Source organism: Sphaerotilus uruguayifluvii (assembly GCF_013294065.1).
Lineage (GTDB): Bacteria > Pseudomonadota > Gammaproteobacteria > Burkholderiales > Burkholderiaceae_C > Sphaerotilus > Sphaerotilus uruguayifluvii.
Genome location: NZ_JABSNM010000018.1, coordinates 81,941 through 102,679 on the forward strand (window position 1 = coordinate 81,941; position 20,739 = coordinate 102,679).

The following is a 20,739-nucleotide window of genomic DNA, read 5'->3' on the forward strand; positions in this document are numbered from 1 at the left end:
TCAGGCCGGATCAGTCATGCCAGCTGATGACGCCGGTGTAGGCGGTGACCAGGATCAGCAGACCGAAGGCGATCCGGTACCAGGCGAAGGGCACGAAGTTGTGCGTCGCGACATAGCGCAGCAGCCAGCGCACGCACAGCCAGGCCGCGATGAAGGAGAACACCAGACCGACGAGGAACATCGGCGCATCGGCCATCGAGAGCTTGTCGCGCTCCTTCAGCAGGCTGTAGGCGCCCGCGCCGATCAGCGTCGGGATGCCGAGGAAGAAGCTGAAGTCGGTCGCCGCCTGGCGCGACAGGCCCATCAGCATGCCGCCGATGATGGTCGAGCCCGAACGGCTGGTGCCCGGAATCATCGCGAAGCACTGCACCAGGCCGACCTTCAGCGCGTCCATCGGCGTCATGTCGTCGACCGATCGCACACGCACCGCGCTGGCGGGCCGGCGCTCGGCCCACAGGATGATCAGGCCGCCGACGATGAAGGCCGACGCGACGACCACCGGAATGAACAGGTGCGCCTTGATGACCTTGCCGAAGGCCAGACCCAGCACCACCGCCGGCAGGAAGCCGATCAGCACGTTCAGCACGAAGCGGCGTGCATCGCGGCTGCTGCCCAGGTTCGCCACGGTGCTCGACAGTCGCTGCCAGTACACCAGGATCACCGCGAAGATCGCGCCGGTCTGGATCGCGATCTCGAAGACCTTGCTCTTGTCGTCCTCGAAGCCGCCCAGCAGGGCGCCTGTCAGGATCAGGTGACCGGTGCTCGAGATCGGCAGGAACTCGGTGAGCCCCTCGACGATCCCCATCACGGCAGCTTTTGCCAGCATCAGCATATCCACGAAATCTTTCCTTTCTCGAGTCCCGGACAAGCAAATGCCCCGATTGACGGGGCATCACTCTGATGTTCAATACCGCGACCAAGATAGCACACGCCCGTGGCCGGATCCTTCGGCCCCGCTTCGGTCGCCAGCCCCGAAACACCACATGGTCACGCTCACTCTGAAAAAGAAACCCGGCGCCGGCGCCGACTCCAGCCCCCGCCACAAGCCGCTGCGCAGCAGCGGGCTGCGCCAGCGCCCGACGCTGGCCGAGGCCCAGGAACAGCGCGCACGCCAGGCCCAGGAACTGGCCCCGCCCCCGCGCGCCGCGCGCCCTGACGCCCGGCGCGAGCGCGACGAGGGCCGTCCCGGCGAGCGCGACCGCCAGGATCGCCGCCCGGGCCGGCAGCAGGTCCGCCAGGACGAGCGCCAGCAGGCCCGCTGGCCGGATCGGCCGCAGCAGGCCCATCCGCAGCGCCGTGACGCGCGACGCGACGATCCGCCCATGCGCGGCCGCCCCGACGAACGCCGCGATCCTGCCGCGCCGCGGGAGGGTCAGCCGCTGCGCAGCGTCAACAACCCGCATGTCGCGCGCCAGATCGCCGAGCGCACCGGTCGCCCCGATCGGGCCGACCGCAACGATCGCCGCGAAGGCGAGCGCGCCCCGCGCCCTGCCGACCGGCACGACGCTGCCCCGGCACGGCCGCTGCGCAGCGTCGCGAACGCCCAGCTGGCGCGCCGGATGAGCGAGACCGCGGCCGCCGCGCCCGGATCGCCGCAGCGGCCGACTCCGGTCACGCCGGCGGCCACGGCCGACGGCGAGCGCCTGTCCAAGCGCATGACCGCGCTCGGTCTGGCCTCGCGCCGCGAGGCCGACGAATGGATCGATGCCGGCTGGGTGCGCGTCAACGGCACGCCGGCGGTGCTCGGCCAGCGCGTGCAGCCCGGCGACCGCATCGAGGTCGACGAGCGCGCGCATCAGGAACAGGCTCGGCGCGTGACCATCCTGCTGAACAAGCCGGTGGGTTATGTCAGCGGTCAGGCCGAGGATGGATATGAACCGGCGGCCCTGCTGATTCGACCGGAAAACCAGTGGCAGGAGGATCGTTCAGGCATCCGCTGGCATCCGGGCCATCTGCGCAATCTCGCGCCGGCCGGACGCCTGGACATCGATTCGGTCGGACTTCTGGTCCTGACCCAGGACGGCCGCGTCGCGCGCCAGCTCATCGGCGACGAATCCGATGTCGAGAAGGAATATCTGGTCCGGGTCGAATACACCCGCGGCGAGCGCCTTCCCGACGGCGATCTGGCACTGCTGAACCACGGCCTGAGCCTGGACGGCCACGCGCTGCGTCCCTGCAAGGTCAGCTGGCAGAACGAGGATCAGCTGCGTTTCGTGCTGCGCGAAGGCAGGAAACGACAGATCCGGCGCATGTGCGAGGCAGTCGGCCTGAAGGTCGTCGGCCTGAAGCGGGTGCGCATCGGCAGCGTGCCGCTCGGCCATCTGCCACCCGGTCAGTGGCGTTACCTTCGCCGGGATGAATATTTCGCCTGATTGGTACCCGATTGTTTTGCAGTATCTGGAAACAAATACAAATAAACGGGAAAGATTCGTACCACTTCCCCTCATCGCCGTCACCTGCCGCCGCGGAGACTCGAGACTTCCTGACGCCAAGTTCGTCACACCGGCTGACATGGCTATTGATCCGGTAGTACCGTTAGTCTCCGGTAATGGAAAGTACCCTTTTTTATCAGTTTTGCTGCTTTCAAGCAGGAAAGCTAAAGTACGATTCGGCAGAGGGGAAGCCTCATGATCGACCAAACAGCCATAATTTCTTCTTCACTCGACCACCGCACTCGCCTGCTCGAGGGCATGGCGCGCTGCGTCGCCACCAAGGGCTATGCCGACACGACGATCGCCGACATCGCGACGGCGGCCCGTGTCTCGAAGCGCACCTTCTATGAACACTTCCGCACGAAGCAGGAGTGCCTGATCGCGCTGTACGAGAACGCCAGCCAGCGCAGTCTCAACACGCTGACCCGGGCCATCGAGCCGTCGCAGGACTGGACGACCCGGGTCGACCAGGCGGTCAAGGCCTACTTCGGCCACCTCGCGGCCAATCCGCTGCTGATGCGCACGCTGTTCATCGACGTGCTCGCGGTCGGCCCGGAAGGCCTGCAGGCGCGCCGCAAGGTGCACCGCCAGCTCGCCGAGCTGATCGCCGACCTGCCGAGCCAGCCGGACGCGGATGCCGCCGCCTGGCAGGCCAACGCGATCGTCGGCGCGCTGACCGAGATCGTGCTGCAGGCCATCGAGCAGGATCGCGTCGAGCAGCTGCCCGAATGCGCCGACGAGGCCGCCCAGGTCGTGCGCGCCGCGATCTCCGCCAACCGCGCGCCGGCCGCCGATCCGCAGGCCCAGCCGCTCGTCCCGGAGCGCTGAACCGCCCGTCTCCGCCGGCTCCGGCCGGATGTGCTCCCGTTCCCCAGAGCTTTCTCCCCCACCCCACCGAACGAACAAGGGGCCGGCACCGCAAGGTGGCCGGCCCCTTTGTTCATCCGTCGCTGATCCGGCATCGACGACCGGCGGCCCGCCGGTCGTCGTCCGCCATCAGCCGACCCAGCGACGCGCGTTGCCGAACATGCGCGCCCACGGGCTGCGCGCCGACACGTCGCCCGAGGTCCAGCTCAGCTGCACGTTGCGGAAGACGCGCTCCGGGTGCGGCATCAGCACGGTGAAGCGGCCGTCGGCGGTGGTGACCGAGGTCAGACCGTCCGGGCTGCCGTTCGGGTTGGCCGGATAGGCCTCGGTCGGACGGCCGGCCGAGTCGACGAAGCGCATCGCGCGATGCACCTTGGCCGCATCGCCGCGCTGCGAGAAGTCCGCGAAGCCTTCGCCATGGGCGACGGCGATCGGCAGGCGGCTGCCGGCCATGCCCTGGAAGAAGATCGACGGGCTCTCGAGGATCTCGACCTGCGACAGGCGGGCCTCGAACTGCTCGCTCTTGTTGCGGGTGAACTTCGGCCAGTCCTGCGCGCCCGGAATGATCGGGCTGAGCGCGGCCATCATCTGGCAGCCGTTGCACACGCCCAGCGCGAAGGTGTCCTGGCGCTGGAAGAAGACCGAGAACTGCTCCGCCAGCAGCGGGTTGAACAGCACCGAGCGCGCCCAGCCCTCGCCGGCGCCGAGCGTGTCGCCATACGAGAAGCCGCCGCAGGCGACCAGACCGTGGAACTGCTCCAGACGAGCGCGCCCCGCCTGCAGGTCGCTCATGTGCACGTCGAAGGTGTCGAAGCCGGCCTGCGCCATCGCGTAGCTCATCTCGACATGCGAGTTGACACCCTGCTCGCGCAGGATCGCCACCTTCGGGCGGGTCTTGGCGATGAAGGGCGCGGCGACGTCCTCGCTCGCGTCGAAGCTCAGCGCCACATGCAGGCCGGTGTCGTCCGGCGCGCCTGCGGCGGCGTGCTCGCTGTCGGCGCAGACCGGGTTGTCGCGCTGCGCACTGATGCGCCAGCTCACCTCGTCCCAGGCCTGGTGCAGCTGCTGCAGCGGCGCGCTGAAGACCGTCTTGGCATCGCGCCAGACCTCGACCGCGCGGCGGTCGTTGGTCTTGCCGACGACATGGCTGTGGCGGCTCAGGCCATGGGCGCGCAGCGTGCGGATCACGTCGTCGCGGTCGGCGGTGGCGACCTGCAGCACGACGCCGAGTTCCTCGTTGAACAGGGCTTTCAGCGTCAGCTCGTTGCGGCGCTCGCCGACCTGGGTGGCCCAGTTCTTCGAGTCACCCATGTCGGCGCGGCTGTCGCTGATGCCGTCGCCTTCGGTGACCAGCAGGTCGACGTTCAGGCTCACGCCGACGTGACCGGCGAAGGCCATCTCGCAGGCTGCCGCCCACAGGCCGCCGTCGCTGCGGTCGTGGTAGGCCAGCAGCTTGCCGGCCGCGCGCAGCTCGTTGACCACCGCCACCAGCGCCTTGAGCTGGGCCGGATCGTCCACGTCCGGCACGGTATCGCCGAACTGGCCCAGCACCTGCGCCAGCATCGAGCCGCCCATGCGGTTCCGGCCCTGGCCCAGGTCGATCAGGATCAGCGTGGTGTCCAGGCCGGCCGGGGTGTCGGTCCTGAGCTGCGGCGTCAGCGTGCCGCGCACGTCGTCGAGCGTGACGAAGGCGGTGACGACCAGCGAGACCGGCGCCACGACCTGCTTCGTTTCGCCGCCGTCGCTCCACCTGGTGCGCATCGACAGCGAATCCTTGCCGACCGGGATGCCGATGCCCAGCGCCGGGCACAGCTCCATGCCCACCGCCTTGACGGTGTCGTAGAGCGCGGCGTCCTCGCCGGCCTCGCCGCAGGCGGCCATCCAGTTGGCCGAGAGCTTCACGCGCGACAGCTCGATCGGCGCGGCCAGCAGGTTGGTGATGCTTTCCGCCACCGCCATGCGGCCGGAGGCCGGCGCGTCGAGCGAGGCCAGCGGGGTGCGCTCGCCCATCGACATCGCCTCACCGCGGAAGCCGGCGTAGTCGGCCAGCGTGACCGCGCAGTCGGCCACCGGCACCTGCCAGGGGCCCACCATCTGGTCGCGGTGGCTCATGCCGCCCACGGTGCGGTCGCCGATGGTGATCAGGAAGCGCTTGGAGGCCACCGTCGGGTGACGCAGCACGCTCAGCGCCACCTCGTCGAGCTCCACGCCGGTGAGGTTCAGCGGCTGCTCGGTGCGCGCGACGCGGGTGACGTCACGGTGCATCTTGGGCGGCTTGCCCAGCAGCACGTCCATCGGCATGTCGATCGGGCGCTCGCCGCCGGGACCGTCCTCGAGGATCAGCTCGCGGTCGTCGGTGGCGATGCCCACCACCGCGTAGGGCGCGCGCTCGCGGCGGCACATCTCGTCGAACAGCGGCAGCAGGTCCGGATTGACCGCCAGGACATAGCGCTCCTGGCTCTCGTTGCACCAGATCTCCTTGGGCGCCAGGCCGGTCTCCTCCAGCGGCACCTTGCGGATGTCGAAGGTCGCGCCCTTGCCGGCGCCGTCGACCAGCTCGGGGAAGGCGTTGGAGATGCCGCCCGCGCCGACGTCATGGATCGCGACGATCGGATTCGTCTCGCCCAGCGCCCAGCAGTGGTTGATGACCTCCTGCGCGCGGCGCTGGATCTCGGGGTTGCCGCGCTGCACCGAATCGAAGTCGAGCGCGGCGGTGTTGGTGCCCGCAGCCATCGACGAGGCGGCGCCGCCGCCCATGCCGATGCGCATGCCCGGGCCGCCGAGCTGGATCAGCAGCGTGCCGGCGCCGAAGGGCAGCTTGTGCGTCTGGCCGTCGCTGATCGTGCCCAGGCCGCCGGCGATCATGATCGGCTTGTGGTAGCCGCGGCGCACGCCCGCCACCGTCTGCTCGAAGACGCGGAAGTAGCCGGCCAGGTTCGGGCGGCCGAACTCGTTGTTGAACGCCGCGCCCCCCAGCGGGCCCTCGGTCATGATCTGCAGGGGACTCGCGATGTGCTCGGGCTTGCCGACGGCATCGTTCTCCCACGGCTCGTTCGTGCCGGGCAGGTTCAGGTTGGAGACATGGAAGCCGGTGAGACCCGCCTTGGGCTTGGAGCCGCGGCCGGTCGCGCCCTCGTCGCGGATCTCGCCGCCGGCGCCGGTGGAGGCGCCCGGGAACGGCGAGATGGCGGTCGGGTGGTTGTGCGTCTCGACCTTCATCAGCACATGCGCGGTCTCGGCGCGCGCGCCGTACTGCGGCGCGTTGGTGTAGCCCTGCGGCAGCCAGCGCTCGACCGGGCCGCCTTCCATCACCGCGGCGTTGTCGCTGTAGGCGACGACGGTCGACTGCGGCGCGAGCTTTTCCGTGTTGCGGATCATGCCGAACATCGACAGCGGCTGGCGCTCGCCGTCGATGGTGAAGTCGGCGTTGAAGATCTTGTGGCGGCAGTGCTCGGAGTTGGCCTGCGCGAACATCATCAGCTCGACGTCGCTGGGGTTGCGCCTGAGCTCGGTGAAGGCCTTCACCAGGTAGTCGATCTCGTCGTCCGACAGCGCCAGGCCGAAGTCCTTGTTGGCGACTTCCAGCGCCGCGCGGCCCTGGCCGATCACGTCGACATGGGCCAGCGGCTCGGCCGTCTGGGCGTCGAACAGGTGGCGGCCGGCCTCGCGCTCGAAGGCGACCGACTCGGTCATGCGGTCATGCAGCAGCATGGCGCAGGCCTGCAGCTCCTCGCGCGAGAGCGGCCTGGCGCCGCCCTTGAGCGCGTCGATCAGGCCGGACTTGAGCTGCAGGCGGAACTCGGTGACCCGCTCGACGCGGTGGATGTCCAGGCCGCAGTTGTGGGCGATGTCGGTGGCCTTGGAGGCCCACGGCGACACGGTGCCCAGGCGCGGCATCACCACCACCAGCTCGCCCTCGGCCGAGGTCTCGGCGGCGTCGCCATAGGTCAGCAGCGCGGCGAGCTTGTCGGTGGCGGCCGCGTCGAGCGCGGCATCGCTCCAGACCCAGTGCACATGGCGGGCCGACACGCCGACGATGCGGGCGCTGACGGCCTGCAGGCGCGGCAGCAGCGCCTGGGCGCGGAAGGCGGAAAGGGCGTTGCCGCCCTCGAAATGCTGGAGGTGCTTGGGGGAGGAGGAAGACACGCGTGTGAGTCCCGAAGGGCTGTTGATGCGGTGGGGTCGGCGGGCTGGGCGGTGCCGCGGCCAGCGCGGGTGCGGCGGCAGCCGGACCGTGAGACAAGTCCGGGATTCTAGTGGAGTGCGTCGCCCAGTGCGGCCGCGACCTGTTCGCCGATCGCCAGCGAGGCGGTCAGCCCGGGCGACTCGATGCCCAGCAGCTCGACCAGCCCGTGCAGGCCGTGCACCGCCTCGGTGTCGATGCGGAAGTCGGCCGACGGCGCCTGCGGCCCCGAGATCTTCGGCCGCACGCCGGCGTGGCCGGGCTGCAGCGCGCCCTCGGGCAGACCCGGCCAGTAGCGCCGGATCGCCTCGGCCATGCCGGCCTGGCGGCGCGCATCGACCCGGTAGTCGATCTGCGCCTCGGACGCGATGTCCAGCCACTCGACGTCCGGGCCGAAGCGCATCTGCCCGCCCAGGTCCAGCGTGACATGCACGCCCAGGCCGGCGGCCTCCGGCACCGGGTAGACCAGCCGCGAGAACGGTGCGCCGCCGGCGAAGGTGAAATAGCTGCCCTTGCAGAAATGCGCCTCGGGCGGCCGCGGCGCGCCCGGCGGGCGCCCCTGCAGACGCGCGGCCAGATCGGGCGCCGCCAGCCCGGCGGCATTGACCAGCCGGCGCACCTGCAGCGTCTCGCCGGCGATCGTCACCCGGTGGCCGCCGCGGCCGGCGTCGATCGCTTCGATGGCCTGCACCGGCGACTTCAGCGCCAGCACCGCGCCGGCGGCCTCGGCGTCGGCCAGCAGCGCCAGCATCAGGCCGTGGCTGTCGACGATGCCGGTCGAGGGCGACCACAGCGCGGCCACGCAGGCCAGCGCGGGCTCCATCGCGCACGCCTGCGCGGCGCTCAGGCGCTGCAGGTCGTGCACGCCGTTGGCCTGCGCCTGGGCCTGCAGCGCGTCGAGCCGGCCGAGCTGCGCCTCGGCGGTGGCGACGATCAGCTTGCCGCAGCGCCGGTGCGCGATGCCGCGCTCGGCGCAGAAGGCATAGAGCAGCTCGCGCCCGCGCACGCACAGCCGCGCCTTGAGCGAACCGGTCGGGTAATAGAGCCCGGCGTGGATCACCTCGCTGCTGCGCGCGCTGGTGACGGTGCCGAAGGCCTCGCGCGCCTCGGCGACGACCACCTCGCGGCCGGCCTGCGCCAGCGCGCGCGCCACCGCCAGGCCGACCACGCCGGCGCCGATCACCAGGGTATCCATGCTGTCCATCCGTGCGCTCCATGCCGGCCGGGTCCCGACCCGGGCTCGAACCCGTTTTCCGACCGGGTGCGATAATCGCCCACCATGTCGATCACGATCAAGACCGCCGCAGACATCGAGGCGATGCGCACGGCCTGCCGCCTCGCCTCTGAAGTCCTGGACATCCTCACGCCGCACGTTCGTCCCGGCGTGACCACCAACGAGCTCGACCGCATCGCTCACGACCACATCGTGAACGTGCAGAAGGCCATTCCCGCGCCGCTGAACTACCAGCCGCCGGGCTACAAGCCCTACCCGAAGTCGATCTGCACCTCGGTGAACCAGGTGATCTGCCACGGCATCCCGAGCGACAAGCCGCTGAAGAGCGGCGACATCGTCAACCTCGACATCACCGTCATCAAGGACGGCTGGCACGGCGACACCAGCCGCATGTTCGTCGTCGGCGAGGGCTCGATCGCCGCGAAGCGCCTGTGCGCCCTCACCTACGACGCCATGTGGAAGGGCATCGAGAAGGTCCGGCCCGGCGCACGCCTGGGCGACATCGGCCACGCGATCCAGACCTTCGTCGAGAACCAGGGCCTGTCGGTGGTGCGCGAGTTCTGCGGCCACGGCATCGGGCGCAAGTTCCACGAGGAGCCGCAGATCCTGCACTACGGCCGCCCCGGCACGCTCGACGAGCTCAAGCCCGGCATGATCTTCACCATCGAGCCGATGGTCAACGCCGGCCGGCGCGAGATCAAGGAAGGCGGCGACGGCTGGACCATCGTCACCAAGGACCGCTCGCTCTCCGCCCAGTGGGAGCACACCGTCGTCGTCACCGAGACCGGCTACGAGGTGCTGACGCTGTCGGACGGCAGCCCGCCGCTGCCGCCGTTCATCACGACGACGCGCTGCTGAGGCCCGCGGTGACCGCGCCCCCCGTGCTGCCGCCGAAGCCCTCCGCCCCGAACCGACCGGTGTCCGCCCCGCCCGCCGGCCTCGGCGAGCGCCGCCAGGACGTGCATGTGCTGCCGGTGGCCGAGCTGCGCCGGCTGATGCGCGACGGCAAGCAGGCGCTGATCCGCCAGTTCCGCGACGGCCCGGCCACGGTGCCAGCGGCCTCGCAGCTGGTGCGCCAGCTCAGCCAGCATGTGGACGGCGTCATCACCCAGCTCTGGCACCAGGGCGAGCTGCCGCGCGGCGCCGCGCTGGTGGCCGTCGGCGGCTACGGCCGCGGCGAGCTCTTCCCGTACTCCGACGTGGACGTGCTGGTGCTGCTGCCCGAGGACATGGCCGAGCCGCACGGCGCCGCGCACGATCCGGCCGCGCCGCCCGACCCGCGCCGCGCCGGCATCGAGGCCTTCATCACCGCCTGCTGGGACATCGGCCTGGAGATCGGCTCGAGCGTGCGCACCGTCGACGAGTGCGTCGCCGAGGCGCAGGCCGACGTGACGGTGCAGACCGCGCTGCTGGAGGCGCGCTTCCTGTGCGGCGCGCGCCGGCTCTTCGACCAGTTCCGGCGCTGGACCGCCGACGTGCTCGATCCGGCGACCTTCCTGCGCGCGAAGTCGCTGGAGATGCAGCAGCGCCACGTCAAGTACGAGAACACGCCGTATTCGCTCGAGCCCAACTGCAAGGAGAGCCCGGGCGGCCTGCGCGACCTGCAGGTGGTGCGCTGGGTCTCGCAGGGCGCGGGCCTGGGCCGCTCCTGGGCCGAGCTGGCCAAGAAGGGCCTGATCACGCGCTTCGAGGCGACGCAGCTGCAGCGCAACGAGGGCGTGCTGCGGCTGATCCGCGCGCGGCTGCACACCATCGCCGGACGGCGCGAGGACCGTCTGGTCTTCGACCTGCAGACCGCGGTGGCCGAGAGCTTCGGCTGGGTCTCGACGCCGGAGCGCCGCGCCAGCGAGGCGCTGATGCACCGCTACTACTGGGCCGCCAAGGCGGTGGTGCAGCTCAACCAGATCCTGATGCTGGGCATCGAGGAGCATGTCGCCGGCTCGCGCGACGCGCCGATGCGCCCGATCGACGCGCGCTTCTTCGACCGCGGCGGCCTGATCGAGGTCGCCAGCGACGACCTCTACCAGCGCGACCCGCACGCCATCCTGCAGACCTTCCTGGCCTTCCAGCGCAGCCCCGGCTGCAAGGGCCTGTCGGCACGCACGCTGCGCGCGCTCTACAACGCGCGCGAGCTGATGGACGCGAAGTTCCGCGCCGATCCGGTCAACCGCGCCACCTTCATGGAGATCCTGCAGCAGCCGCAGGGCCAGACGCATGTCTTCCGGCTGATGAACGACACCTCGGTGCTCGGGCGCTACCTGTGGGTGTTCCGCAAGATCGTCGGCCAGATGCAGCACGACCTGTTCCACGTCTACACCGTGGACCAGCACATCATGATGGTGCTGCGCAACGTGCGCCGCTTCTTCATCGCCGAGCACACGCACGAGTACCCGTTCTGCTCGCAGCTGGCGGCGCACTGGGACAAGCCGTGGCTGCTGTATGTCGCGGCGCTGTTCCATGACGTGGCCAAGGGCCGCGGCGGCGACCACTCCGAGCTCGGCGCGGTCGAGGTGCGGCGCTTCTGCCGCGACCACGGCATCGACCGGGAGGACGCCCGGCTCGTCGAGTTCCTGGTCAAGGAGCACCTGACGATGTCGCGGGTCGCGCAGAAGGAGGACCTGTCGGATCCGGACGTGATCGACGCCTTCGCCCGCCATGTCAAGGACCCGCGCCGGCTCACCGCGCTCTATCTGCTGACGGTGGCCGACATCCGCGGCACCAGCCCGAAGGTCTGGAACGCCTGGAAGGGCAAGCTGCTCGAGGACCTGTTCCGCGCCACGCTGCGCGCGCTGGGCGGCGCCAAGCCGCAGATGGATGCCGAGATCGAGCTGCGCAAGCAGGAATCCCGCCAGCTGCTCGCGCTGCACTCGATGCTGCCCGGCGCCGAGGAAGCGCTGTGGAAGACGCTCGACCTCAACTACTTCGCCCGCCACGACAGCAACGAGATCGCCTGGCACGCGCGGGCGCTGAACCGCCGGGTCGACAGTCCCGCGCCGCTGGTCAGCGCGCGGCTGTCGCCGGTGGGCGAAGGCCTGCAGGTGCTGGTCTACGCGCCCGACAGCCAGGACCTGTTCGCGCGCATCTGCGGCTACTTCGACGCGGCGCAGTTCAGCATTCTCGACGCCCGGGTGCACACCACCCGTGCCGGCTACGCGCTCGACACCTTCCAGGTCATCACGCCCTTCTTCGACCAGGCCTACCGCGACCTGATCGCGCTGGTCGAGCACCAGCTGATGGCCACGCTCACCGAGGAGGGCCCGCTGCCCGAACCGGGCCGCGGGCGGCTGTCGCGCCGGGTCAAGTCCTTCCCGATCACGCCGCGGGTGCAGCTGCGCCCGGACGAGCGCGCGCAGCGCTGGGTGCTGTCGGTGTCGGCCAGCGACCGCTCCGGCCTGCTCTACAGCGTCGCGCGGGTGCTGGCGCGCCACCAGGTCAACCTGCAGCTGGCCAAGATCAGCACGCTGGGCGAGCGCGTCGAGGACACCTTCCTGGTCGACGGCGCGGTGCTGCAGCACAACCGCAGCCAGATCGAGTTCGAGACGGAACTGCTCGACGCGCTGGGCTGAGCCGCCCGGCGCCCGCCCCGATGACCCGCGCGGCCCGCCTGCTCGACCTGCTGCAGCGGCTGCGCAGCCACCGCCATCCGGTCAGCGGGGCCGAGCTGGCGGCCGGACTGGGCATCAGCCTGCGCACGCTCTACCGCGACATCGCCACGCTGCAGGCGCAGGGCGCGCGCATCGACGGCGCGCCCGGCCTGGGCTACCTGCTTCGCGAGGGCTTCCTGCTGCCGCCGCTGATGTTCACCGTCGAGGAGCTGGAGGCGCTGTCGCTGGGCACGCGCTGGGTGGCCGAGCGCGGCGATCCGCGCCTGGGCGCGGCCGCACGCGACGCGCTGGCGCGCATCGCCGCGGTGCTGCCGGCGCCGCTGCGCCACGAGCTCGACAGCAGCGCGCTGCTGGTCGGCCCGGCCGGCCCCGCGCCCGAAGCGCCCGAAGCGCCCGGGGCGCCCGCCGCCGACCCGGCCATGCTGACGCTGCTGCGCCAGGCCATCCGCACCGAACGCAAGCTGCACCTGCGCTACCGCGACGCCGCCGGCCGGGACAGCGAACGCACGCTCTGGCCGTTCGCACTGGGCTTCTTCGACCGGGTGCAGGTGGCGGTGGCCTGGTGCGAGCTGCGGGGCGGGATCCGCCATTTCCGCACCGACCGCATGAGCGCGGCGGAGCTGCTGCCCGAGCGCTACCCGCGCCGGCGCCAGGCGCTGCTGAAGCTCTGGCGCGAGCAGGAAGGCATCGCTGCTGACAGGATCTGACACGCCGCGCCCCGACGATGGAGACATGCCGGTCCTGCACCGGTCGACCCGCCCACCCGGAGCCCCGCGATGTCCTTCGTCACCGATCCCGCCTTCGTCATCCTCCATGTCCGCGACGCTGCCGCCAGCGCCGCCTTCTACGCCGACCTGCTCGGCCGGGCGCCGGTCGAGGCCTCGCCGACCTTCGCGATGTTCGCGCTGGACTCGGGCCTGCGGCTGGGCCTGTGGAGCGCCGCCGGCGTGCAGCCGCCGGCCACGCTGCCCGGCGGCTCGGAGCTGGGCTTCGCGCTCGAGAGCGACGCGGCCGTGCTCGCCTGCCATGCCGACTGGTGCGCGCGCGGCCGGGCCATGCTGCAGGCGCCGACGCGCATGGACTTCGGCCTAACCTTCACCGCCAGCGATCCGGACGGCCACCGGCTGAGGGTGTTCTCGCCGGCGGGCTGACCGCCCGGGCCCAGGCCCGGCTCAGCGCCGGTCCGGCGGGCCGTCGTCGGTCGACAGCGCCTGGGTGCAGTGCACCGGCAGCGCCAGATCCGGCTCGCCGGTCAGCGCCTCGATGCGCAGGCGCGGCGGCAGCGGCGGCGACTGCACGCCGCCGAAGATGGTCGCGAAGGCCGCATCCGCCGCGTCGCGCCCGGTGCCGAAGCGCACGAAGCCCATCGGAATGGCCGTGCCCGACGGATCGAAGATGTACCAGCGGTCGCCGAGATAGACCTCGACATAGGCGTGGAAGTCGGTCGGCCCCAGCGCCGGGTCGGCGCCGTAGTCGATGCCGGTGGCGAAGCGCGCCGGAATGTTCATCGCACGGCACAGCGCGATCATCAGGTGCGCGAAGTCGCGGCACACGCCCACCCGCTCGACCAGCGTGTCCAGCGCCGAGGTGGTCGAGTCGGTGCTGCTGGACTGGAAGGCCACGCGGCGGTGCACCCAGTCGCGGATCGCCTGCACCCGCGCGTAGCCCGGCGGCAGGTGACCGAACTCGGCGAAGGCCAGCCGCAGCAGCCGGTCGGACTGGCAGTAGCGGCTCGGGTAGACGTAGGGCAGCACATGCACCGGCAGCCGCGACACCGGCACCTCGCCGATCCTGGCCGGATCCTCCATGTGGTGGCGGATGTCGACCGTGGCCTGGTAGGCCACCTTGAGCGGCCCGGCCGCGGCGTGCAGGCGCATGAAGCGGCTGCCGTGCACCGGATCGAGCTGCACCTCGGCGCGCTGGCACGGGTCGAGCGTCAGCGCCTCCTCGCGCACCGTCTGGCGGCTGGTGTGCGCGGCGTGGATGTTGAAGACGAAGTCGCAGGTCGGCGACAGGACGAGGTAGTCGAGCTCGAGGGACAGCCGCAGGCGGATCATGAATCTTTCCGTGAAGGGTCCGCCGGATCAAGCAAGAACGATGCTCATGCCGGACCGGCCGTCTCGGACGCGACGCCTTCGGGAACGGCGCCCTCCGGCTCGGCCTCGACCGGCACCGGCGCCGGCAGCGTCCAGCCGTCGATGCGCTCGAACACCGCGATCGACTCGACGTGCGCGGTGTGCGGGAACATGTTGACCACGCCCGCGGCGGCGCAGCGGTAGCCGGCCTGGTGCATCAGCAGCCCGGCGTCGCGTGCCAGCGTCGAGGGGTTGCAGCTGACGTAGACGATGCGCGCCGGCGGCTCGTAGCCCGCGATCGGGTTCTGGCGCACCTCGGCCAGGGCCTTGGCCAGCGCGAACGCGCCCTCGCGCGGCGGATCGACCAGCCAGCGCGCGGCCGAGCCGTAGGCGGCCAGGTCCTGCGCCGACAGCTCGAACAGGTTGCGCGCGGCGAAGGTGGCGTTGTCGCGCTGGTTGACGATCGCGTTCTCGCGCGAGCGCTGCACCAGCGCCTCGCTGCCCTCGATGCCCAGCACCTCGCGCACCTGGGTGGCGATCGGCAGCGTGAAGTTGCCCAGGCCGCAGAACCAGTCGATCACTCGCTCGTCGGGCTGGGCGTCCAGCAGCTTGAGCGCGCGCGCCACCAGCACCCGGTTGATGTGGTGGTTGACCTGGGTGAAGTCGGTCGGCTTGAAGGGCATGGTCACGCCGAACTCGGGCAGCGTGTAGGCGAGCTGCGGCCCGGCGCCCTCGCCGGCGTCGAGCAGGTGCACCGTGTCCGGGCCCTTGGGCTGCAGCCACCACTGCACGCGGTGCAGGGCGGCGAAGTCGCGCAGGCGCTGCAGGTCGGCCGCGCCCAGCGGCTCCAGATGGCGCAGCACCAGCGCATTGACCAGGCCCTCGGGCGATTCGCCCAGCGCCAGCTCGATCTGCGGCAGCGTCTCGCGCGCGTCCATCGACATCACCAGCTCGCGCAGCGGCAGCAGCATCGCGCTGATGTGCGGCGGCAGGATGCGGCATTCGCTCATGTCGGCGATGTAGCGCGACTTGCGCTCGTGGAAGCCCACCAGCACCGTGCCCTTCTTGACCACATGGCGCACCGACAGCCGCGCGCGGTAGCGGTAGCCCCAGGTCGGGCCCTCGATCGGGCGCATCACCCGCTCCGGGCGCACCTTGCCGAGGTGCCAGAGGTTGTCCTCCAGCGTGCGCTGCTTGACCGCGACCTGCGCCGCCGCGTCGAAGTGCTGCATCTTGCACCCGCCGCAGGCGCCGGCGTGCAGGCCGAAGTGCGGGCAGGCCGGCGTCACGCGCTGCGAGCTCTCGCGGCCGATCTCGACCAGCTCGGCCTGCTCCCAGTTGTTCTTGCGGCGGCCGGTCTTCACGCGCACCGTCTCGCCGGGCAGCGCGCCCTCGATGAAGACGACCTTGCCTTCGCTGTTGCGGGCCACGCCCTGGGCCTCGAGGTCGAGCGCATCGACCTTCAGCCATTCGTTGATGTCGGTCATGGGAGGAATTGCGGGGAAATGAAAGCGCGACCGCCGCGACCGGCATGCGGATGCCGGAGCGGCGGTCGGAAGGGAGAAAAGGCGGCGACGGAGGCGGCCGGGCTCAGCGCGACGGCAGCACCTTGGTCGGATCGACCGGCTTGCCCTTGCGACGGACCTCGAAGTGCAGCTTGACGCGATCGGTGTCGCTCGAGCCCATCTCGGCGATCTTCTGGCCGCGGCGCACCACCTGGTCCTCGCGCACCAGCAGCGTCTTGTTGTGCGCGTAGGCGGTCAGCAGCGTGTCGTTGTGCTTGATGATGATCAGGTTGCCGTAGCCGCGCAGGCCCGAGCCGGCGTAGACCACCCGGCCGTCGGCGGCGGCGTAGACCGGATCGCCTTCCTTGCCGGCGATCGCGACGCCCTTGTTGCGGGTGTCCTCGAAGCTCGAGACGATCGAGCCCTGCGCCGGCCACATCCAGTTGACGTCGTCGTCGCCGTCACGGCCCTGCGGGGCCGGAGCGGGCGGCGCCGGCGGCGGCGGCGGGGCGGGCGTCGCCGCCGGCGCCGATGCGGCGGAGGCCGCGCCGCTGGCGGCGGTCGCGCCGGCGGCCGGGGCCGGCGGCGGCGGAGCGATCGGCTTGGGCTCGATGCGCGGCGTCACCACCGGGCGCGAGGCGGCCTGCGTCGGATCCTGGCTCGGCGACACGACCCGCAGCACCTGGCCCACCTCGATGCGGTCGGCATTCTCGAGCTGGTTCCAGCGGCTCAGGTCTCTCCAGTTCTGGCCGGTCTCCAGGCCGATCCGGATCAGCGTGTCGCCGGGCTTGACGGTGTAGTAGCCCGGCTTGCCGGCGTTCTCGTGGCCGGGCGGCAGGCGCTCGGGCTCGGCCGGCCTGGCCGCGGACGATGAAGGCGTCCGGTTCTCGAGCGGCGCCGGCGGACGCAGGTGGGAGGCGCAGCCGGTCAGAGCCAGCGCGATGGCGCTTCCGAGCAGCACCCTGATGCCCGGAACCTGGGAATATGGAGTCGTCATGGAGTGTGGAGAAGGGCCCGCAGCCACAGAGGAGGAGTCCGGACGGGCTTGGAGCCTCACCTCAGGAGTGTCCGAATTCGCTGATCCCGGATTCTAAGGGGACGAAGCGCACCGGCTCGTGCACTCTCTGCACGATGCTGCCATCGGCGAGCCGGTCGACGACGATCAGCACCTGCGACTTCAGCACCGCGTCATGCACCGGCGCGACCAGCCGCCCCCCGCGCGCGAGCTGCTCGATCCAGGCCGGCGGCAGGTCATGGCCCCCGGCGGCGGCGATGATGCCGTCGAAGGGCGCCGCCGGCGCATGCCCGAGCCGGCCGTCGCCGAAGACCAGCTGCAGATGGGCCAGCGCCAGCGGCGCGAGGTTGGCCGCCGCGCGCTCGTGCAGGCCGCGCAGCCGCTCGACCGACACCACCCGCTCCGCCAGCCCGGCCAGCACCGCCGCCTGGTAGCCGCAGCCGCTGCCGATCTCCAGCACCCGCCGCAGCCCTGGCCCGCCGGCGCGCGCGCGCATCAGCTCGATCATGCGCGCCACCACCGAGGGCTTGGAGATGGTCTGGCCCAGGCCGATCGGCAGGCTGGTGTCCTCGTAGGCCTGCACCTGCAGCGCCGCGTCGACGAAGCGGTGGCGCGGCACCTGCGCCATCACCGCGAGCACCGCCTCGTCGCGGCAGCCCGCCTGGCGCAGCCGCTCGACCATGTGCTGGCGCAGCGGCGCGGAGTCGCCGCCGGCCACCGGCGCGCGGCTAGCCTGCAGCGTCTCGCGCGCCGCGTCCGACAGCGGCCGCTGCGGCCGCAGCATGCGCGCCTGCGCCAGCGTGGGCGCCGGGGGCGGCTCGCCTGCGCCGGCACGTCGCACCGGGAAGGCGACGCTGGGCGTGCCCTGCAGGCGTTCATGGCGGATGGCCGAATCGGTGCCGGGCTCGACCAGCCGGCGCTCGGACGGCCGTGCCCGGTCCAGGCGCAGCGGCCAGCGGCCGGAGCGCGGGCGGGAGGCGTCCTCGTCGCCGTCGCCCATCGCCGTCAGCCCGCCGCGGCGCCGAGCCAGCGCTGCCAGCCCGGCAGGCCGGCGTGATCGGTCAGGTCGATCTGCAGCGGCGTGATCGAGACGATGCCGGCGGCCACCGCATGGAAATCGGTGCCCTCGCCCGCCTCGCGCACCTCGCCCTGCGCACCGATCCAGTAGATCGGGTCGCCGCGCGGGCTGAACTGGCGCACCACCGGCTCGCTGGCGTGGCGCCGGCCCAGCCGGGTGACCTGGCGCGGCAGGTCGGCCGCGTCCGGCCGCGCCGGAATGTTGACGTTGAGCAGCCACGAGCCGGCCGAGGGCGGCCGCGCCAGCACCTCGGCGATGATCCGTCGCGCGGTCTCGGCCGCCGCGTCGAGATGGCGCCAGCCATGCTCGGCCTGCGAGAAGGCGATCGCCGGCACGCCGAACAGATAGCCCTCGGTGGCCGCCGCGACGGTGCCGGAGTAGATCGTGTCGTCGCCCAGGTTCGGACCGTTGTTGATGCCCGACACGATCAGGTCCGGACGGTGCTCGAGCAGGCCGGTCAGCGCGACATGCACGCAGTCGGAGGGCGTGCCGTTGACCACCCGCACGCCGCTGTCGGCCCGCCAGGCCGACAGCGGCCGGTGCAGCGACAGCGAATTGGAGGTCCCGCTGGCGTTCTGCTCGGGCGCCACCACGTCGACCTCGCCGAAGCTTCGGCAGACCTCGGCCAGCGCGTGCAGCCCCGGCGCAAGGTATCCATCATCATTGGCCACCAGTATTCGCATGCGGGCCATTGTAGGCACCGGCGCGCCCACCCGCGCATCCGGGGGCGCCGACCCGGGCCCGGGGGATCCGGGGAACGCCTCGGGCCCGGTGCCAGCAACGATAATGCCCTCATGACATGCTGCGGCGCATCTTGCCCGCGCTCCCCTGCCAGGAACCGTTTCCCATGCCCATCCGCGTGCTGATCGTCGAGGACAACGCCGTCGCCCGAAGCTTCCTGATGCGCGTCGTGCGCGAGAGCTTCAGCGACGAGCTGGTCTTCGTCGAGGCGCATGACCTGGGCTCGGCGCGCCGGGCGCTGGGCGCGGACCCGCTGGCCCACGAGCCGCCGCCGGTCGGCCCCGACGCCTTCCGGCTGGTGCTGTGCGACCTGGAGCAGCCCGAGCAGGCCGGCCTGGCGCTGCTGGCGCAGCTCTCGTCCTATCCGGCGATCCGCATCGCCACGACGCTGCACTCGGACGACGACCACCTCTTCCCGGCGCTGCAGTGCGGCGCCAGCGGCTACCTGCTCAAGGAAGACCGCTTCGAGGTGCTGGTGGAGGAGCTGCAGCGCATCGTGCGCGGCCAGCCGCCGCTGTCGCCGTCGATGGCGCGGCGCATGCACGCCTTCCTGCGCGCGATGGACCTGCCCGAGGACGATCCGCGCGCGCTCAGCCCGCGCGAGAGCGAGGTGCTGCTGCAGCTCAGCAAGGGCTTCACGCTCAAGGAGATCGCTCGGCTGATGGGCGTGAAGTGGCTGGCCGTCAGCGAGCAGATCCGCGGCGCCTACCGCAAGCTCGCACTCGCCAGCGCGCTGTCACCGACCGCCTTCGGCAGCGGCGAGCTCGGCTGAGCCGGCTCAGCCGGCGCGGGCCGGCAGCGCCAGCCCGTCGTGCGGCGCCGGACGCGCGGCGAGCTGGCCGGACTTCTGCAGGTCGCTCAGGCAGCGCAGCAGCATCTGCTCGACCACCCGCGAGAAGGCCTCGCCGGTCGTCATCGTCTCGATGCCTTCGGGCAGCGTGGTGTTGCCGATCGCGGTGTGCAGCGCATGGCGCACCAGCGTGCTCTGCGTGCTGCGGCCGGCGCGGGTGACGGTGACCGTCATCTCGTAGCGGTCGGTGACGGTCGTGCCGACCAGACCGAAGGTCAGGCCGGTGCCGAAGCCCTTGGCCGCCGCCGCGCCCTGGTCGGCGAGGTTGTTGACGACGACGCGAATCGTGCCGCCCGGGACATCGTGGTCCTGCGGCGCGACCAGCCCGCTCTTGAGCAGCACCCGCTCGACGTCGAGGCGCAGCGTCGGAGTGACGCGGGGCATGCCCTGGCCGTTGCGCTGGAATTCGGTCTCCAGCTTCAGGGCCAGCGGCGAGGGACGCGGCCTGACCGCCTCGTACGAGACTTTCGGGATCGTCGGATCGACGAAGGATCGGGGACTGATGCAGCCGGCCTGCAGCACCGACGCCGCCAGCGCGGCCACGACGGTCATGGAGCGCAGCACGGGGAAACGCTTGTTCACGGAAATTCCTCCTCAAGGAATGCCATCGTCACGGGGCCAGATGAACCCCGGCTTGTGCACCCGTGACGAATCGTGACAGCGTCGCCGGCCTGACCGGCCTGAGGCGACAGAAATGAAAAAGGCCCGGTCATCGGACCGGGCCTTTTTCAATCTCTATCGGTGGGGTGGCTGATGGGATCCAAAACGGCGACCTAAGCTGTTGATCTCATTAAGAAAACTGACGAGAGAAACTGCGCTGTTCCCCCGTCTGTTCCCCTTGTCCGCATGGGACGTCTTGAGACCGTCAGCAACGACATTCTCGCGGTCTTGCTCGTCAATCGCAATGACGCTCTCACGGCCTGGGGCCGGCCCTTCGACCATGGCGGGCAGCCGTGACCTCGCAGCAAGCTACGGCCGTTCCGGCGGTGCGCCGATGGCGCTCCGCAGGCCTGCGACCAATCGGCCGATGCCTGCGACGATGTCGTCGATCTCCGACCTTGAGAGCGTGTTCACGATCTCCTGAGGAGCAAGGCCAGAAAGGCGAGATGGACGAACTGCAGGCTGGTGTTGAGCCAGCGCTCGCAGTTCTTCCA

At 71.1% G+C, this 20,739-nt stretch carries 16 protein-coding genes and 1 pseudogene; 7 read left to right on the forward strand and 10 right to left on the reverse strand.

From position 1 onward, the window contains the following. Positions 1-10 precede the first annotated feature (10 nt). The gene (locus tag HNQ01_RS17465; protein ID WP_173806703.1) at positions 11-838 is read right to left on the reverse strand and encodes an undecaprenyl-diphosphate phosphatase; all 828 of its coding nucleotides are present in this window, start codon (positions 836-838) and stop codon (positions 11-13) included. Here HNQ01_RS17465 and HNQ01_RS17470 point away from each other — a divergent pair. Both HNQ01_RS17470 and HNQ01_RS17475 read left to right on the forward strand, forming a co-directional pair. Then, positions 759-2,372, forward strand: a complete 1,614-nt coding sequence (locus HNQ01_RS17470) for a pseudouridine synthase (protein WP_353621731.1) — start codon at positions 759-761, stop codon at positions 2,370-2,372. The genes HNQ01_RS17465 and HNQ01_RS17470 overlap by 80 nt on opposite strands. Positions 2,373-2,627: 255 nt before the next feature. Next, a complete protein-coding gene (locus HNQ01_RS17475) occupies positions 2,628-3,260 on the forward strand; it encodes a TetR/AcrR family transcriptional regulator (RefSeq protein ID WP_173806705.1) in 633 nt (210 codons plus the stop codon). A gap of 168 nt (positions 3,261-3,428) precedes the next feature. On the opposite strand, the gene purL is transcribed toward HNQ01_RS17475, so the two are convergent. Both purL and HNQ01_RS17485 read right to left on the reverse strand, forming a co-directional pair. Beyond that, a complete protein-coding gene (gene purL / locus HNQ01_RS17480; RefSeq protein WP_173806706.1) occupies positions 3,429-7,445 on the reverse strand; it encodes a phosphoribosylformylglycinamidine synthase in 4,017 nt (1,338 codons plus the stop codon). 107 nt (positions 7,446-7,552) lie between these two features. After that, positions 7,553-8,686: an NAD(P)/FAD-dependent oxidoreductase gene (locus tag HNQ01_RS17485; RefSeq protein ID WP_173806707.1), complete on the reverse strand. Its 1,134-nt coding sequence runs from the start codon at positions 8,684-8,686 to the stop codon at positions 7,553-7,555. Positions 8,687-8,761: 75 nt separating this feature from the next. Between HNQ01_RS17485 and map the strand changes: the two genes are divergently transcribed. From map to HNQ01_RS17505, 4 genes are all read left to right on the forward strand, one after another. Further along, the gene (map, locus tag HNQ01_RS17490; protein ID WP_173806708.1) at positions 8,762-9,574 is read left to right on the forward strand and encodes a type I methionyl aminopeptidase; all 813 of its coding nucleotides are present in this window, start codon (positions 8,762-8,764) and stop codon (positions 9,572-9,574) included. A 59-nt stretch (positions 9,575-9,633) separates the two neighbouring features. Further along, a complete protein-coding gene (locus tag HNQ01_RS17495) occupies positions 9,634-12,282 on the forward strand; it encodes a [protein-PII] uridylyltransferase (protein ID WP_473964406.1) in 2,649 nt (882 codons plus the stop codon). Positions 12,283-12,302: 20 nt separating this feature from the next. Beyond that, entirely contained in the window at positions 12,303-13,028 is a 726-nt protein-coding gene (locus HNQ01_RS17500) for a helix-turn-helix transcriptional regulator (protein ID WP_173806709.1), read from the forward strand. A 69-nt stretch (positions 13,029-13,097) separates the two neighbouring features. Further along, entirely contained in the window at positions 13,098-13,472 is a 375-nt protein-coding gene (locus tag HNQ01_RS17505) for a VOC family protein (protein WP_173806710.1), read from the forward strand. A gap of 21 nt (positions 13,473-13,493) precedes the next feature. Here HNQ01_RS17505 and HNQ01_RS17510 read toward each other — a convergent pair whose 3' ends face one another. The 5 genes from HNQ01_RS17510 to surE form a co-directional block, all read right to left on the reverse strand. Next, positions 13,494-14,378: a transglutaminase-like domain-containing protein gene (locus HNQ01_RS17510; RefSeq protein WP_173806711.1), complete on the reverse strand. Its 885-nt coding sequence runs from the start codon at positions 14,376-14,378 to the stop codon at positions 13,494-13,496. A gap of 44 nt (positions 14,379-14,422) precedes the next feature. After that, a complete protein-coding gene (rlmD, locus tag HNQ01_RS17515; RefSeq protein ID WP_173806712.1) occupies positions 14,423-15,883 on the reverse strand; it encodes a 23S rRNA (uracil(1939)-C(5))-methyltransferase RlmD in 1,461 nt (486 codons plus the stop codon). 103 nt (positions 15,884-15,986) lie between these two features. Continuing rightward, a complete protein-coding gene (locus HNQ01_RS17520; RefSeq protein ID WP_173806713.1) occupies positions 15,987-16,898 on the reverse strand; it encodes a peptidoglycan DD-metalloendopeptidase family protein in 912 nt (303 codons plus the stop codon). A gap of 61 nt (positions 16,899-16,959) precedes the next feature. Further along, on the reverse strand, positions 16,960-17,916 hold the full coding sequence (locus tag HNQ01_RS17525; protein ID WP_173806714.1) for a protein-L-isoaspartate(D-aspartate) O-methyltransferase: 957 nt from the start codon (positions 17,914-17,916) through the stop codon (positions 16,960-16,962). A 5-nt stretch (positions 17,917-17,921) separates the two neighbouring features. Further along, on the reverse strand, positions 17,922-18,677 hold the full coding sequence (gene surE, locus HNQ01_RS17530) for a 5'/3'-nucleotidase SurE (RefSeq protein ID WP_173806716.1): 756 nt from the start codon (positions 18,675-18,677) through the stop codon (positions 17,922-17,924). Positions 18,678-18,841: 164 nt separating this feature from the next. On the opposite strand from surE, the gene HNQ01_RS17535 reads away from it, so the two are divergent. Next, positions 18,842-19,507 (forward strand): response regulator transcription factor, encoded by a 666-nt coding sequence (locus HNQ01_RS17535; protein ID WP_173806718.1) that lies wholly within the window; start codon positions 18,842-18,844, stop codon positions 19,505-19,507. A gap of 6 nt (positions 19,508-19,513) precedes the next feature. On the opposite strand, the gene HNQ01_RS17540 is transcribed toward HNQ01_RS17535, so the two are convergent. Together HNQ01_RS17540 and HNQ01_RS17545 are read right to left on the reverse strand one after the other, a co-directional pair. Beyond that, positions 19,514-20,167 carry a hypothetical protein gene (locus HNQ01_RS17540; protein WP_173806720.1) on the reverse strand — a complete coding sequence of 218 codons (654 nt, stop codon included), beginning with the start codon at positions 20,165-20,167 and terminating at the stop codon, positions 19,514-19,516. A 488-nt stretch (positions 20,168-20,655) separates the two neighbouring features. After that, positions 20,656-20,739 (reverse strand): annotated as a pseudogene (locus HNQ01_RS17545) (IS5/IS1182 family transposase); the annotation flags it as partial.

What these genes read in the sequence shown, in the direction of transcription:
- HNQ01_RS17475 (WP_173806705.1), top strand. Translation starts at nt 2,628, where the DNA reads ATGATCGACCAAACAGCCATAATTTCTTCTTCACTCGACCACCGCACT.
- HNQ01_RS17485 (WP_173806707.1), bottom strand. Translation starts at nt 8,686, where the DNA reads ATGGACAGCATGGATACCCTGGTGATCGGCGCCGGCGTGGTCGGCCTG.
- map (WP_173806708.1), top strand. Translation starts at nt 8,762, where the DNA reads ATGTCGATCACGATCAAGACCGCCGCAGACATCGAGGCGATGCGCACG.
- HNQ01_RS17500 (WP_173806709.1), top strand. Translation starts at nt 12,303, where the DNA reads ATGACCCGCGCGGCCCGCCTGCTCGACCTGCTGCAGCGGCTGCGCAGC.
- HNQ01_RS17505 (WP_173806710.1), top strand. Translation starts at nt 13,098, where the DNA reads ATGTCCTTCGTCACCGATCCCGCCTTCGTCATCCTCCATGTCCGCGAC.
- HNQ01_RS17510 (WP_173806711.1), bottom strand. Translation starts at nt 14,378, where the DNA reads ATGATCCGCCTGCGGCTGTCCCTCGAGCTCGACTACCTCGTCCTGTCG.
- rlmD (WP_173806712.1), bottom strand. Translation starts at nt 15,883, where the DNA reads ATGACCGACATCAACGAATGGCTGAAGGTCGATGCGCTCGACCTCGAG.
- HNQ01_RS17520 (WP_173806713.1), bottom strand. Translation starts at nt 16,898, where the DNA reads ATGACGACTCCATATTCCCAGGTTCCGGGCATCAGGGTGCTGCTCGGA.
- HNQ01_RS17525 (WP_173806714.1), bottom strand. Translation starts at nt 17,916, where the DNA reads ATGGGCGACGGCGACGAGGACGCCTCCCGCCCGCGCTCCGGCCGCTGG.
- surE (WP_173806716.1), bottom strand. Translation starts at nt 18,677, where the DNA reads ATGCGAATACTGGTGGCCAATGATGATGGATACCTTGCGCCGGGGCTG.
- HNQ01_RS17535 (WP_173806718.1), top strand. Translation starts at nt 18,842, where the DNA reads ATGCCCATCCGCGTGCTGATCGTCGAGGACAACGCCGTCGCCCGAAGC.